This is a genomic window from Pedobacter sp. CG_S7, assembly GCF_040544395.1.
In the GTDB taxonomy this organism is placed as follows: Bacteria; Bacteroidota; Bacteroidia; order Sphingobacteriales; family Sphingobacteriaceae; genus Pedobacter.
In genome coordinates, this window is record NZ_JBEONS010000001.1 from 1 (window position 1) to 13,708 (window position 13,708).

A 13,708-nucleotide genomic window follows, 5' to 3' on the forward strand; every position below is an offset into this window, starting at 1 on the left:
TCTGCATCATTGTTGCCGATTATCCTGCACTATTGTTGCCAATTATTGTGTATTACTAATTGCCATTTTCTCTGCAGTTTTATTTACCGATTACAATAGGTAATTGCTGGGATAATGCAGTTGCAGAAAGTTTATTCAAGACGCTAAAATGTGAATTGATTTACTTTAGAAAATTTGCTAATAGAGAAGATGCCAAAATAGAAATCTTTAGATATATCGAAGGATTTTACAATGCGAAAAGAATACATACTGCATTAGGTGACAGGACCCCAAATGAAATGGAAATATTTTATAAAACAACCAACTTATTAGTCGCATAAAAGGTCTCCACTTTTAAGTTGCAATTCCAATATCGACATTCGACAAATGGAAATACACCGATTTGCTTCAAGAGAGCAAGAATGGACTTCAGTTGAACGAGAAGAATATGGAAAAAGAATTAGTAGACAAACACTTCTTTCCTCACTAACATTGGCTCTTTCGATAGCTAGCTTATTTTATTTAATCACGAGACTGACTTGAAAATAAAGTGCCCCTCCCCGAAAACTAGCCACTTCAAACTAGAGAATCGGGCGTTATTGAAGTCAGTAAAGTTTAACGAATGTTATTGGCTCTGAATATTAGTGACTCTACATTTACAAACCGGACATCATTAAAATATAAAAAAATAATATAGCGACATTTTTTTATATATTTGATAAAAATGTCGCACATGGAGGGTTTACAAAAAAAGACAATCCCAATGAGCTTTAGTGATTTCCTTGGAGGTAAACTTTTGCTGAATGCTTCCATCAAAAATCATTATGACCTCATTTTGCTATCCAGAGTTCGAATAAGTAAGGCGTCAGTAGAGTCACTGATAAGTTTTACGGGCATGTCCAAAAAGAGTTTCGTTGAAGATATTCTGAATATGTCAATAAAGACTCTTGAAAGAAAACAAGACAATGATAAACTCGATAAAAGAGCATCTTCATTAGTAATCGAAGTTGCAAGAGTGCTTGAGCACACCTACCGAGTTTTTAATGACAAAGAAAAAGTTGAAAGATGGCTTTCTAAGCCGAGTAAGGCCCTCCATTGGGAAAGTCCTTTATCCCTTTTTTCTACCCCTACAGGAATAGGGATGGTTGAAGATGTTTTGACAAGGATTGAAGAGGGAGTTTATTCGTAAATGCACGTTTTCAGAATCGTAAAATCAGAACGTAGAACTTAAGATTTATCTGGTACAGGAGCTTTCCGTTCAGGGGGAAGATGGAATGACAAAGGAACCTACGTTTTATATGCATCAGAGAATTCATCACTGGCTTTTCTGGAAAACTTAGTACATTTTGATGTTGAAGAAACACCAGATGATTTATATATCATGGAGATTGTAATTCATAATGAAAAATTGATCTTTGAAGTACCTGACTCGGACTATCCGGAAGATTGGCTTAATACGGATAATTTGGCCTGTAAAAAATTTGGTGAACAATTATTATCCAATCACAAATTATTAGGCATTAAAGTTAGATCAGCAGTTAACCAATATGAATATAATATATTATTGGATCTTCTATTTCCAGGTTATCATGAATTAGTAAAAATTATTAATATTATTAAAGTTCCAGTTGATCAGCGTTTGCTTTGATAATACGCTAGTGAAAACATTGATTAGGCAATTAAAAATATCGTCATGGGTGGCAGCAGAATATCCATTAATTGCAATTAAGCTTATCAAGAAAAACTGTCTCAAAAAACGAAGGCTTTGCTCAAAATTGCAGTGTTAATTTATCTGCGGGTAGTTAGATTCTTTATCTAAATTAACGCTCTCATATACTAAACGTTGAACTGGTAATCTTGTCACTTTTTATATAGGTCTCGAAAGAAAAATAATCTCCGCAATTTTTATGCAGCTCAGCGACTAAACTGGAGTTGGGGTATACGGTCTTTCCACTAGCAGAATGAAACTCAAAAGAACCAAAGGGTAAATAATTGTAATTTGAATGGGGCGTAACATGGTTGGTGGTCTTTTGATTTCGGCCAGTTCCGCCAAATGATTGAGTTCCGGTATAAATATAAAAATCGGCCTTTTTACACAACACAACAAACAGGGTGCCTCCATTTTCAACGAAATGCAGTACTTCAGCTTTCCAATGTTTGGTGTGGTCAATAACCCTAGCTGACGAATCTTTGTTGTATAGCTTTTTACCTTCATATTTGCCGGTATCAGAATATCCTTCCTAGGTAGAATAGCTTGTATGGTCCAAATCCGGACTAATTATCGCAATATCAGTTTCCGATAACGAACTGATGCTATCAAGCTTTATATAATTATCCACGTTAGCGGGTATATGGATACCGATATTTGAAATGCGTTTCATTTATTTAGAATGGGTTAGAAGCTCTAAGGTAAAAAATTAATCCTGAGATGAAAGATGTGGTCATCTGGCGTTTTGAGCATACGATGTTCTATTCCCGTTTTTTATGTGGTATAAAAATTTGACTACTCCCCACAACCTTGTCAAATACTCCCAAAACGACCACCATTTTTGCTTCCGTTACAAGTAAAAATATAAGTTCAGTTCGGGTCAGCTGGGTTAACGTTGTCATTCAATGAATAAGTTAACCTATCAGAAAACGGTGGAATTCTAATAATCCTATTGGATTATTAGAATAATTCTGAATGACTGCCTAAACGCACTAAATATATTTCATTGGGGCTATCTTCTTGTTGCTAGATAATTAATAAATCTCCCTCTATATGACACTCCCAGTATCTTGCCCAATTTCCGGATAATTTGTGCGGTTTCATACTTTCAAGTATCAGATCAACGCCTCCCTTTTCAAGAAGCATTAAACAGGATCGTATTTTGGAGAATTTTTTCGGGTTTTTAAAATATTTTTTTGAATCTCTTTTAAACTGAGTGGTAAAAATAAGTCTATAACTCATCCCGAAGATTCGATAAATATTTATCCAATTCTTCCACTCCGTTAACAGTATCCAATCCCTTCGTTTTATTTTTTACATCATGCATAGCGCTAATGGTCTTGTTGTTTGGTTCTAAAAATCCAGAACCCTCTAACAAAAGAGTTTCAATGTAATTGTTTACGCTCCGATTGGATTTTTCGGCCTTATTTTTTATGTATAAATATAAATCCTGCTGCAGGCGTATAGATGTTAATTTTTTTTCTATTGTAGCGTTCATATGTATATATCTAGATGTATTCACTTGTAATACAAATGTAGGAAGAATAATATTAAGAGTTTAATGAATTTACATCTGACCAATATTGTTCAAAGACATATTTTTTAAAATATGCCATAATTACCAAAAAACGGTAAAATAATGAAAAAACGCAGATTAATTATTTTTTTGCTGTAAGTAAAACTCATAGTTGCACCAACGACAAAAAGAAAGACATTGTCTTAAAAAACGAGATGCTGTGTTGAATTCCAAATATTTTTTACTTTTGTTTTATTAAAGGCGGCTTTATGTCAGCCTCATTAGGGCAGTTCATTATTTATGTTTAATGAACTCCTATCAGCAAACCTTCATGGCTGTTGCAGAAGTGGTTTAAGGTGAAGGTATCGACTTAAGTAATGGTATATTTGGAGTTCTGATAATGCTTTTTTTTACGTTTCTGCTGGTGTTCCGGCGCAGTGACTTGTGCTGGTGATACAGGTTCATCTTGTTTTTTGGTAGCTTCCTTATTTTCTTCTGACACTTTTTTCAATTGGTTGTCTAAGGAAGTGCCGGTATTTTCAGCACCACGATTTCCATAGATGCAATGGCTTTGATTGGAGCGGAATCTACAGCCTGCCTATGGCCGGATACCACTCCGCTATTTATACAGAGGGCAAATACCTTATTAAATAATGTTTCAAAAAGGGATGCCGGTAAAGTTGTCTCGTTCTGCTGATTGCCTAAATGCCAGGGTAAATCTTCGTCGATATAAAAGAGTTTTTCGGTATAATCCTTTCTGCCTTGCATACAATAATTCTGTAACAATTGTGATCAAGAAACATCCAAAGCAATAACACTAAATAAATATTAAACTATGAAAGTTAAGTTTACAATAATTCTGTTTTTTAACCTTTGGGCATTCGGGATAGTTTATGGACAGGTCGTTTTATCGCCTCAGAGATTAGAAAAAACAGGAGACAGTTTATATTATGCAAAAAATTATTCAGAAGCTTCAACTTACTATTTAAATTCTGCAGCAATTGCTGAATTCAAAGTTAAGAAAGTAACGCTTTTCTATAATGCATCTTGCTGTTTGTCCTTAGATAATAAGATTGAAGAAGCGATTATAGAATTAAAAAAAGCTATATCATTAGGATACGATGATAAAAATAATTTATTAAATGACAAAGACCTTTTAAATCTACACAACCACCAACAATGGCAAAATATTGTAAAAAGCATTAAAAAAGAAATTTTAAATACTGACCCTTCAAAAGCAAAATTCATTACAGAAGACGTACATAGATTCTGGAAAGCCTATGATAAAGCAAATGCTGACACATCAAATTTCAAAGCAATTTTCAAAAAAGAGTATTTTGAAAAAGCAAGTAAAGGAATGGATGATTATATGAGTGCTAAAGTTAGTAGTATTAACTATTTTGTCGAACACATCAAATCTGCTCCCAATTTTTATAAATCAATAAGGAAATCTACGTTGAACATTGATGATCAGAAGAAAGACTTTACAACTTCTTTCAAAAAATTTAAAGACTTATATCCTAATGCTAAATTTCCAAATGTTTATTTTATAATTGGTGCATTTACCAGTGGTGGAACAGCAACAAATGCAGGACTATTAATTGGATTAAATCAAGCTTCTCAAACGGAGGAAACGCCAATTGACGAACTGGATTTTAAAGATCAATCAAGAATGTCCAAAATTAAATATGTTTCTAACACTATTGCTCACGAATTAATACATTTTCAGCAAGGTGGCATGAAGAATGATACCACTACATTAAGTTACGCTATTCGAGAGGGAATGGCAGATTTTATTGGAGAATTGATAAGCGGGAGTACTTCAAATGAAAAATTAATGGTATGGGCTAAAGGAAAAGAAAAGAAAATTTGGGAAAATTTTAAAAAGGATATTTATTATGATAGATACAGCAATTGGATAGCAAACGGTGATCAATCTACTCCAAACAGTTTACCCGACCAAGGATATTGGGTAGGGTATCAAATTTGCAAATCCTATTATGAAAATGGAAATGACAAGAAGAAAACGATTAAGGAAATGCTAAATATACAAGACTACAAAAAGTTTTTAGCAAACAGTAAATGGGAGGAAAAATTGAGTAAAATGAAATAACTGCTGCTAACGAACATCGGTTAGACAATATGGCGACTAATTTACTCCAAGGAAATATTCGTGCTGAATTAAATGTGAGGATTTCTAATTAATTTTAGAGTTGAAATGCAGCCATATTGTCAAGCCTAAAAACGTTACCTGCATTATTTTTGATGTATTTTTATCAATCATTGACTCTATATTAAAAAAGAGTCGAAAATTACGAATACAGTCTATCCTTAATCAAAACATGTTATTTGGTCAGCATTTAGTTTGAGTATTTTTTTTCCTGCTTATCCTTTCCATCTCTAATGGTCGATTTGCGGGTTATTAAGAAATGGCATACTCTTTAAGTAATGCGGAAGCAGGCAGGTGTAAAAGCTTGCTAAATTTTCTGATCATGGTTAAAGACAAGGGTTGTTTATAGTTTAACACTTTACTAACTGTACCTTTATCGCCATAAACCGCTGCCAAGTCAGTTGCTTTATAGCCAAAGTCCTCCATTCGAATTTTGATCATTTCGATCGGATCGACTTCGGGCAGATCCCAAAGGCTATTCTCATAATTTTCAATCAGATGCACCAAAAGAAGTTTTTCCTGATGGTCTTTTTCACCCGCTGTTGAATACTTAATTACCCGGTATCTGGCAAGAGCTTCGTTATATTCCTGTTCGGTTTTAATTAAAAACCATTGTGGCTTTTTATTCATATTATTCTTTTTATTTCCGGTTAAACTGAACCTGCATCAATTTCATCGTAATCTGAATGGGTTCCTACAAACCTGATCTCAACTGTTTCATCAGAATAATCAATCTCGATAATGAGGCGGTATTTATTGCCAACGATTTTGAAGCGGGCTCTTTTGCTAGGTATAAGTTTCGCTTTTGGAAAATCGGATAAAATATAAGTGCCTTTTTTCCATATTGCTTCCTGTACAACCTTTCTCCATGTTGTCACACTATTAGTTGCGTCTGCATGCTTTTTTGTGAAATCTAGTAATTTTATTTGCTGAATAATCCGCATTATTTTTCAAGTTTTTGTTTACCATCTCGATCTCCTTTGCGTTACTTAATGTATTTACGGCGACTTACAAGTCTACGGCTTCATTGTCCGAACAGACACAAATATACTTATAATGTTGGCAAATATCCAACTTTTTATTAATTCCATTTTTAAAAACCAAATATATAATGGCTGTTTAAATGCTTCAGTATCCTTTACGTAAATATTCCTATCCTGACTAAGCGCTTGATCTATAAATTTTTAGTAGTTTGGTATTACAAGTGAATACATTCAAAATGAACTACGTTAGAAAAGAAATTGGCATCTCTACGCTTACAACAAGATTTACACCTACACATAATAGATAAGGCCGAAAACTCAAACCGGATTGTAAACAATTACACTGAAACCCTTTTATTGGAAGGTTCCGGATTTTTAGAACCAAACAGTAAAACCATTACTGCTATGTATGAAATAAAAATACAAGGCACGGATTGGATACCGTAAACGGAGTGGAACAATTATCGTTTTAGAATCTATTTAACTTTATTTGAAATCATACCATTAGATGAAGAACAGTATGAGATCCCTGAAACCTGTCATTTGAGATAAAGTCAGCTGTAGCTGTTTGTTATATATTTTAGGTTTTTTCTAATATTAGATTTATAGCATTTTGCATTTTTTCTTTTTTTAGGACGCAGCGTTAATAAATACTAATTCATAAGATCTTGAGGTCGCTTTCCATTTTTGAAATCAAGTAAACCAAACTTGGTTGGATGATAAGCACCTATAATATCAACGTTGTTTTTTTCTGCAGACTTGTTTTCAAGGCCAACAGCCCAATAACAAGCGTTTACGATTAGACGCCTAAGATCTTCACTCAAAAAATCAATTGACGAGCCCATTGTTGTGGTAAATACCTTCCCTTTATTTCCAGATTCACTTACATAAGATTTGGTCCAGGCAATAGGCATAATTGTTTTCTCCCAATTACCTAAACTTGCGGCAGTCATCCCCATAGTCGATTGTCCCCAAACCAATACCTCCGCATCGGCTGGTAGCCTGCTGACTGTATAAACATCAGTAGGCCCCCAAATATTTGTAACCCCCTTTAATATGGGATGGTTCTTCACTTTAAGAAGACCATTTACTAATCCTCGCGTTCCCTCACTTCCATGATTCCCGTGATGACTAACCCAGGTCTCGCCAAGTATTTGTTTGCCAAAACCACCCTCCCAACCTTTTAACTTACTGGAGTAACCATATTTTGCATAAGGGCTATTGGGCTTTTTCTCAAAATTAAAGGCATGTGTAGCGGTACGAAATCCCATTACGGGCTTTCCAGCTTTTAAATAGTCATCAAAATATTTCATTTGATGATCTGGAAGTTCTCTAAAACGAGTTGCAATAATTAAAAGATCCGCCGAAGAAAGATGGTCCAATCCAGGAATATTATATTTATAATTTGGATCAATTAGGCCAGTTTTAGGGTTAATGGAAAACAATACTGTAGTAATAAACCCATGATGTTGGGTTAGTATTTTCGCCAGCATAGGCAGTGATTCCTCTGTGCGGTATTCTTCATCTCCAGCGATAAGCACAATGTGCTTGCCATTTGCTATACCCTTATTGGGTTGAAATTGTAGCCACTGAGGTTGTTGCTGCGCATTTACCAGCGGTGCAAGAAAGATGAAAATCCCTAAATAAATATATTTCATGATCAATTGTATCATCGTCTTTTATTAAGTATTGTGTATTTTAATTTGTGTAATTTTTAAACAAAGCTTAAATTAAAAATTAGGTTTAAAGCTGGTACTTAGCACTCATTTCCTTAATGAACTTATAGCCATTTTCTGCAATTTCCCATGGCTCGGAATAGTCGCGCCATACATTAATTGCATTGGCAAAATCGGGGTCATTCCTGGAAAACGCTTCAATGGTGTACCAACCCTGGTAATTGATTGCGGCCAAAGTGGAAAAAGATTTATCCCAATGAACAAGTCCATCACCAGGAGTACCCCTGTCATTTTCACTGATGTGGACATGTGCAAGTACTGGAGCAATTTTTTCAATGGGGTCAAGAATCGTTTTTTCTTCTAGATGAGCATGATGGGTATCATACATCGCTCTTACGTTTGGATGTGAAGTCTCATCGATCAGTCTTTTTAATTGATCCATCGTATTGCATAAATAACATTCAAAACGATTAATAGCTTCCATTGCAAGTACAACACCAGCTTGTGCTGCATAATCACCTGCCTCATGTAATGCTTCAGCGCTCCACGCATATTCTTGATCATTTGGTGCATGATTGGCAAAAATTGTATGTGCAGAATGAAAAGGTCCGCAAATTATTTTTGCATTCATATCATGTGCCCGGTCTATTGCCCACTTTATCCGGTCAACGGCTTTTGCTCTAATGTCCGCTGATTCACTAATTGGATTTTCATTTTTCCCAAGTGTGAAAACACCGGTAGTTTCCAACTCAAAACCTAGGGCCTGTTGACCAAAGCGTTTATATGCACTTTTATCATCACCTCCAATAAAGCACTCTACGCCATCATAGCCAATATTCTTCAACCTTTCTATGATTGGTGTCATTTCTTCAGAAACAACTGCAGACCAAACCAATACATTAAATCCTATTTTGTTCATTGGTCTGATAATTTTATAGTTATTGTTTGGTGTTTAGTCATTGATTTTTCTTTTAACAAGGTCTAAGATATCGATTTCGATACTTTAATAACCGGGGTTTTGTGTAATATTCTTATTGTTTCTGACTTCAGATGTTGGAATTGGAAATAAAAGTTCTCTTTCTGAAACTATGGGTCCGTAAGAGAATTTATATCCAACATAATTGTCAAACTGCTTAGTTGCTACATTAAATCCTTTGCGGATACGTACCATATCAAACCACGTTTTATTTTCAAAGCTTAGTTCATAAAAGCGTTCCCGCCAAATTGCTTCCCGAAGTTGCGCTTTGGATAATCCTGCTAAGTCTGGCAAGGCGGCTCTGCTTCTTATTTTGTTCACCGCATTATAAGCTTCGGAAGTTGGGCCATTTGCCTCATTTGAAGCCTCGGCAAAATCTAATAAAACCTGAGCATACCTAATTAAGGCCCAGTTCAAATTACTACTTGTTGTACTGGTTTGGGCTAAAACATCAAAATGCTTGTAAATGTAAAAACCACCTAGGTCTTTGGTCTTTGTACGATCAGCTCTAAGCGTATACGAAGAGTAATAAAATTCTTTTTCTTTAACCCTTAGATCACCAGCTTCATAAGACCGTACAAACTCAGGCATCACAGAAATACCACCTGTTTCATCAGAATAAGCTGAAATACCCTGATTATAAGGGATTATTGCTACTTGCAAACTAGATGGCTGAATAAAGGCTGCAAATTGTACCATAAATATATTTTCCTCCATATTTTTCTTATCTGGATTATGTAAATCATTATAGGAATCAAATAGTTTAAATTGTCCCGATGCGATTACTTCGGCTGCTTTTACCGCAGACAAATTATAATACTCAGCTCCTTTTTGAAGTGGATAACCGGCCATAGTGAGGTATACCGTTGATAAAAGTGATTTAATCGCGCCTAAATTAACCCGTCCATTTTTATTCGTCCAAGGAAGGCCAGATGATTCAGCTGCAATGAGATCTGCTACAATCAGGTCGTATACCTCTGCAGCAGGAACTTGATTGGGGTACAGCTTTTCTGAAGTTAGTCCTACGGGATCTACAATCAATGGAATATGCCCAAAGATTTGAACAAGGTTAAAATAATACCAGGCCCTAAGAAAGTGCGCCTCGCCTAATGTTCTTTTTTTTAATGCTTCATCCATACTAATTCCCGGTATTTTAGCAATAGCTAAATTTGCATTGGCAATGCCTCTATAATGACTAACCCAATACGTTTGTCCATAGGTGTTATCTGAAGTATTTACTAGGTTACGCACAAATATACTGTTGACCGCCTGACCAAGTTCTGTATTTGCCAGACCTGTAGAAAACTCTAACATCATCCATGGCGCACCACCAAATCCGCCACCTTGCGTACTTTTTAAGTTGTCGTAAATAGAGTTGACAACGCTTTGCGCATGCTCAGGTTTAGTAAAATAGTTTTCGACTGTAAAGTTCGATGCATCTGTTTCATCTAAAAACTTTTTACAACCCGGGAATAAAAATACCAATGTTCCTATAATTAAGAAAAGACAACTTCTTTTTAAGATTATTTTCATGACTAATTTCCTTTTGTTAACTGTTTTATAATCCAATGTTAAGTCCCAACATAAACACCCTTGGTTTAGGATAATCGTACAAAGCAACTCCTTGGTCAAATGGGTTTCCAGAGGTGTTAACTTCTGGATCATAGCCCTCATACTTCGTCGATAAAAAGAAGTTCTGAACAGATGCGAAAACCCTCAATCTATTCAATTTTAATTTTGAAATTGTTGCTGCAGGAAAAGTATAACCTATTAACAAGTTTCTTCCACGAATAAATGATCCATCTTTTACCCGATGGGAATCATTATTTGTGTTGTATCCAGCTGAAACAGGTCGAAGTTGCGCAATTGGCGTATCCTGATTATCTGGTGTCCAGGCATTTAATACAGTTTTGAAGCTATTTGCAATTCCTGTACGATCTTCTGCCGAATGCAAACTTCCATAAACTACGTCATTTCCATGCATAAATTGAAGGTCCACCATAAGCTCAAAGTTCTTATAACTCACGGTATTCATAAAAGTACCAAAGACATTACCTATTCCCTGACCAATTATTGTCCGATCGGCATCGTTAATTTTTCCATCATTATTTAAATCCTGGTATTTCACATCACCAGGTTTTTTAAAGAATTTTGCAGCTTCAGCCTCTTCGCTTGTTCCCCAGGTACCTAAATGCACATAACCGAAGAAAGATCCCAAAGGCTCCCCCTCACGAATAACAGTCCTTCCAGAGAAAATATCATTACCACCAGTTAAAGAAAGAACTTTGTTTTTATTGTAGGAGATATTGAAGGTGGTATTCCAGGAAAAATTGTCTGTTTTTATGTTTGTGGTATGCAATGCAAGCTCAATACCCTTGTTTTCCATACTTCCTATATTTCGGGAAACGGTTTGATAGCCACTACTGGCTGGAACTGGTGCATTCAATAACATGTCGGTTGTTTTTTTCTTATAGACATCCAATTCAAATGATATTCTGTTTTGAAACAAACCAAATTCCAGACCGGCATCCATCTGGTATGTTTTCTCCCATTTTAACTGAGGATTTGATAAGCGGTTAATCCCGATTCCAATGGCACGGTCGCCACCAAATATCATTGAATAATTACCCATTCCTGCAAGTGCCTGATAAGCATTGATTTCGGAGTTTCCAGTAACACCATAACTGGCACGAAGCCTTAAATTAGAAATGCCCTCCACAGATTCCATAAAGTCTTCATCTGAAACCTTCCATGCGACGGCAGCAGAAGGGAAAAATGCAAATCGGTTACCCTCACCGAATTTTGAAGACCCATCCGCACGACCTGTAAAGGTGACAAGATACTTGTCCATCAAACCATAATTTAGTCGGGCAAAATAGGAATTCAGCCCATAGCCGCCTTTATTAGAAGATGGGGATTGAGGATTAGAGCCAGCACCCAAGTTATTGAATCCATAGAAATCATCCTGAAAATTTTGAGTATTTGCTGTAGCGCTAAACTGATCTACATGTTGCCACGATAAACCCAATAGGGCGTTTATGGAATGGACATCAAATCGCTTTAGATAAGTTAGGTAATTCTCAAATTGCCAGGAATTGTAACGGCTGTTTGCTACGGAAGCTACACCACGCTGGTTTCTTGAAATGTAATTAAGATCGCGCCCAGCATAAGAATCATTCCTTTGGTTGATGATATTGGTGCCAAAAGTGGAACGAAATTCCAAGCCATCCGCTAAGTTAATATTGGCATATATATTTCCCAATAAGGTCTGAGTTTTTAGGAAATAGAGCTGTTCCTCTATAATATTGATCGGATTGCCACCACCTTCCATGCCTGGATAATTTTCATTACTTCCCCATCGTCCATCAGCATATTTTACAGGGATAATAGGAAGTGATTCAAGCACCTGTCTCATGGCAATTATACCACCACCTCCCAAGGGGTCAATCTGTCTTTCGTCTTGGTCATTGTAACTCATTGACCCACCAACTTTAAGCCAGTCTTTAACCTGACTATCAAATACAAATCGTCCGGCATAACGTTTTAATGAAGATCCTTTAACTAATCCATTTTCATTTCTATAATTCAAAAATGCTCCATAGCTACCCGTTTCATTACCGCCTGTTATTGATAATTGATGATTTTGAGTATAAGCCTTCTGAAATGCTTCATTTTGCCAGTTTGTATCATAAAGAGGATTTCCTTGTCCATCAAACAGTAAAGGATTATTCTTTTTTGTTTTAGGATCAGTGTATTTACCTGCTGCAAAACCAACAGGATCATACTTTTGTGAATTTCTATAAGCAATATCTTCCACCTCTAAAAACTCACGGGAATTTAACAAATCCAGTTGGCGAGGTAAAGTTCCTACGCTAACATCAGAGTCATAGTTTATGCCGCCACCGGTAGTGCTTCCTCTTTTTGTAGTCACAAGAATTACTCCGTTGGCACCCCTTGCACCATAAATTGCAGTGGCAGATGCATCTTTTAGCACTTCAATAGACGCGATATCACTGGGATTAATGTAATCAATCGGTGAACTGCCATTGGCCAGTCCTGTTGCATTCAAGATTACCCCATCGATTACATATAAAGGATTATTAGAAACGCTTACAGATGTATTTCCACGAATTCGAATTTGTGCCCGACCTCCTGGTCTACCGGAATTTACGGAAACATTCATTCCAGTTACCTTCCCAGCTAAAGCTTGATTTAAAGAAGCAGCAGGCCGATCTGCAAGCTCTGTTCCTTTTACAACGCCAACAGCACCGGTCATATCAGACTTTCTTATTGTTCCATATCCAACTGAAATAATTACATCATCTAACAAATTTGAATATTCTATTAGTGTGACGTTCACTGTTGATCGGTCATTAACATTAATAGTTTGTGTCGTAAATCCAATATAGCTGAATGTGATTGTTGAATTTCCGTCACCAACTATTGTATATTCACCATTCTGGTTTGTACTTGCACTTCTAAGAATGCCTGTTGCATTTTTTAATTGAACTGATACGCCTGGTAGAGACCCGTTTTTTTCGGAAGTTACTTTTCCAGCGATCGTAATTTGCTGTGCAAATGCAGCAAAGACAAAGAACTGGAAAAGCACAAAAAGCGACAATCCTTTTAACAGGTTTGGTATAGGTGTGAATTTTCTGTACATATAATGTTCTATTTAATTTGGTTAGCATTTATGATGA

At 35.9% G+C, this 13,708-nt stretch carries 14 protein-coding genes and 1 pseudogene; 4 read left to right on the forward strand and 11 right to left on the reverse strand.

Features of this window, described 5'->3' with window-relative positions; translation table 11 throughout:
* The first annotated feature begins 59 nt into the window (after nucleotides 1-59).
* From AAKU52_RS00005 to AAKU52_RS00015, 3 genes and pseudogenes are all read left to right on the forward strand, one after another.
* On the forward strand, nucleotides 60-320 hold the full coding sequence (locus AAKU52_RS00005) for an integrase core domain-containing protein (RefSeq protein ID WP_354328894.1): 261 nt from the start codon (nucleotides 60-62) through the stop codon (nucleotides 318-320).
* Between the two features lie 383 nt (nucleotides 321-703).
* Nucleotides 704-1,168: an Xre family toxin-antitoxin system antitoxin gene (locus AAKU52_RS00010; protein ID WP_354328896.1), complete on the forward strand. Its 465-nt coding sequence runs from the start codon at nucleotides 704-706 to the stop codon at nucleotides 1,166-1,168.
* 54 nt (nucleotides 1,169-1,222) lie between these two features.
* Nucleotides 1,223-1,627: pseudogene (locus AAKU52_RS00015) on the forward strand (RES family NAD+ phosphorylase); the annotation flags it as partial.
* A gap of 592 nt (nucleotides 1,628-2,219) precedes the next feature.
* Here the strand turns inward: AAKU52_RS00015 and AAKU52_RS00020 are convergent.
* The 5 genes from AAKU52_RS00020 to AAKU52_RS00040 form a co-directional block, all read right to left on the reverse strand.
* The gene (locus tag AAKU52_RS00020; RefSeq protein ID WP_354328897.1) at nucleotides 2,220-2,360 is read right to left on the reverse strand and encodes a hypothetical protein; all 141 of its coding nucleotides are present in this window, start codon (nucleotides 2,358-2,360) and stop codon (nucleotides 2,220-2,222) included.
* Between the two features lie 353 nt (nucleotides 2,361-2,713).
* Complete coding sequence (locus tag AAKU52_RS00025) at nucleotides 2,714-2,929, reverse strand: type II toxin-antitoxin system RelE/ParE family toxin (protein WP_354328899.1); 216 nt, start codon at nucleotides 2,927-2,929, stop codon at nucleotides 2,714-2,716.
* The gene (locus AAKU52_RS00030) at nucleotides 2,919-3,185 is read right to left on the reverse strand and encodes a toxin-antitoxin system protein (protein WP_354328901.1); all 267 of its coding nucleotides are present in this window, start codon (nucleotides 3,183-3,185) and stop codon (nucleotides 2,919-2,921) included. The genes AAKU52_RS00025 and AAKU52_RS00030 overlap by 11 nt, the downstream gene beginning before the upstream one ends.
* 388 nt (nucleotides 3,186-3,573) lie before the next feature.
* Nucleotides 3,574-3,705 (reverse strand): hypothetical protein, encoded by a 132-nt coding sequence (locus AAKU52_RS00035; RefSeq protein WP_354328903.1) that lies wholly within the window; start codon nucleotides 3,703-3,705, stop codon nucleotides 3,574-3,576.
* Between the two features lie 17 nt (nucleotides 3,706-3,722).
* Nucleotides 3,723-3,971, reverse strand: coding sequence for a hypothetical protein (locus AAKU52_RS00040; protein WP_354328905.1), 249 nt, complete (start codon nucleotides 3,969-3,971; stop codon nucleotides 3,723-3,725).
* Between the two features lie 67 nt (nucleotides 3,972-4,038).
* On the opposite strand from AAKU52_RS00040, the gene AAKU52_RS00045 reads away from it, so the two are divergent.
* Nucleotides 4,039-5,316 carry a gliding motility protein GldB-related protein gene (locus AAKU52_RS00045; RefSeq protein WP_354328907.1) on the forward strand — a complete coding sequence of 426 codons (1,278 nt, stop codon included), beginning with the start codon at nucleotides 4,039-4,041 and terminating at the stop codon, nucleotides 5,314-5,316.
* Nucleotides 5,317-5,625: 309 nt separating this feature from the next.
* Here AAKU52_RS00045 and AAKU52_RS00050 read toward each other — a convergent pair whose 3' ends face one another.
* From AAKU52_RS00050 to AAKU52_RS00075, 6 genes are all read right to left on the reverse strand, one after another.
* The gene (locus tag AAKU52_RS00050) at nucleotides 5,626-6,003 is read right to left on the reverse strand and encodes a helix-turn-helix domain-containing protein (protein ID WP_354328909.1); all 378 of its coding nucleotides are present in this window, start codon (nucleotides 6,001-6,003) and stop codon (nucleotides 5,626-5,628) included.
* Nucleotides 6,004-6,023: 20 nt separating this feature from the next.
* Complete coding sequence (locus tag AAKU52_RS00055) at nucleotides 6,024-6,317, reverse strand: type II toxin-antitoxin system HigB family toxin (RefSeq protein WP_354328911.1); 294 nt, start codon at nucleotides 6,315-6,317, stop codon at nucleotides 6,024-6,026.
* Nucleotides 6,318-7,009: 692 nt separating this feature from the next.
* A complete protein-coding gene (locus AAKU52_RS00060) occupies nucleotides 7,010-8,029 on the reverse strand; it encodes a ThuA domain-containing protein (protein ID WP_354328913.1) in 1,020 nt (339 codons plus the stop codon).
* Between the two features lie 70 nt (nucleotides 8,030-8,099).
* Nucleotides 8,100-8,951, reverse strand: a complete 852-nt coding sequence (locus tag AAKU52_RS00065) for a sugar phosphate isomerase/epimerase family protein (protein ID WP_354328915.1) — start codon at nucleotides 8,949-8,951, stop codon at nucleotides 8,100-8,102.
* A gap of 84 nt (nucleotides 8,952-9,035) precedes the next feature.
* Nucleotides 9,036-10,541 carry a RagB/SusD family nutrient uptake outer membrane protein gene (locus AAKU52_RS00070; RefSeq protein ID WP_354328917.1) on the reverse strand — a complete coding sequence of 502 codons (1,506 nt, stop codon included), beginning with the start codon at nucleotides 10,539-10,541 and terminating at the stop codon, nucleotides 9,036-9,038.
* Between the two features lie 25 nt (nucleotides 10,542-10,566).
* Nucleotides 10,567-13,671 (reverse strand): SusC/RagA family TonB-linked outer membrane protein, encoded by a 3,105-nt coding sequence (locus AAKU52_RS00075; protein ID WP_354328919.1) that lies wholly within the window; start codon nucleotides 13,669-13,671, stop codon nucleotides 10,567-10,569.
* Nucleotides 13,672-13,708: the final 37 nt, after the last annotated feature.

Excerpts from the sequence above, each read along its gene's own strand:
- AAKU52_RS00060 (WP_354328913.1), bottom strand. The coding sequence starts at position 8,029 with ATGATACAATTGATCATGAAATATATTTATTTAGGGATTTTCATCTTT.
- AAKU52_RS00030 (WP_354328901.1), bottom strand. The coding sequence starts at position 3,185 with ATGAACGCTACAATAGAAAAAAAATTAACATCTATACGCCTGCAGCAG.
- AAKU52_RS00075 (WP_354328919.1), bottom strand. The coding sequence starts at position 13,671 with ATGTACAGAAAATTCACACCTATACCAAACCTGTTAAAAGGATTGTCG.
- AAKU52_RS00070 (WP_354328917.1), bottom strand. The coding sequence starts at position 10,541 with ATGAAAATAATCTTAAAAAGAAGTTGTCTTTTCTTAATTATAGGAACA.
- AAKU52_RS00025 (WP_354328899.1), bottom strand. The coding sequence starts at position 2,929 with ATGAGTTATAGACTTATTTTTACCACTCAGTTTAAAAGAGATTCAAAA.
- AAKU52_RS00045 (WP_354328907.1), top strand. The coding sequence starts at position 4,039 with ATGAAAGTTAAGTTTACAATAATTCTGTTTTTTAACCTTTGGGCATTC.
- AAKU52_RS00065 (WP_354328915.1), bottom strand. The coding sequence starts at position 8,951 with ATGAACAAAATAGGATTTAATGTATTGGTTTGGTCTGCAGTTGTTTCT.
- AAKU52_RS00010 (WP_354328896.1), top strand. The coding sequence starts at position 704 with ATGTCGCACATGGAGGGTTTACAAAAAAAGACAATCCCAATGAGCTTT.
- AAKU52_RS00055 (WP_354328911.1), bottom strand. The coding sequence starts at position 6,317 with ATGCGGATTATTCAGCAAATAAAATTACTAGATTTCACAAAAAAGCAT.
- AAKU52_RS00050 (WP_354328909.1), bottom strand. The coding sequence starts at position 6,003 with ATGAATAAAAAGCCACAATGGTTTTTAATTAAAACCGAACAGGAATAT.
- AAKU52_RS00020 (WP_354328897.1), bottom strand. The coding sequence starts at position 2,360 with ATGAAACGCATTTCAAATATCGGTATCCATATACCCGCTAACGTGGAT.
- AAKU52_RS00040 (WP_354328905.1), bottom strand. The coding sequence starts at position 3,971 with ATGCAAGGCAGAAAGGATTATACCGAAAAACTCTTTTATATCGACGAA.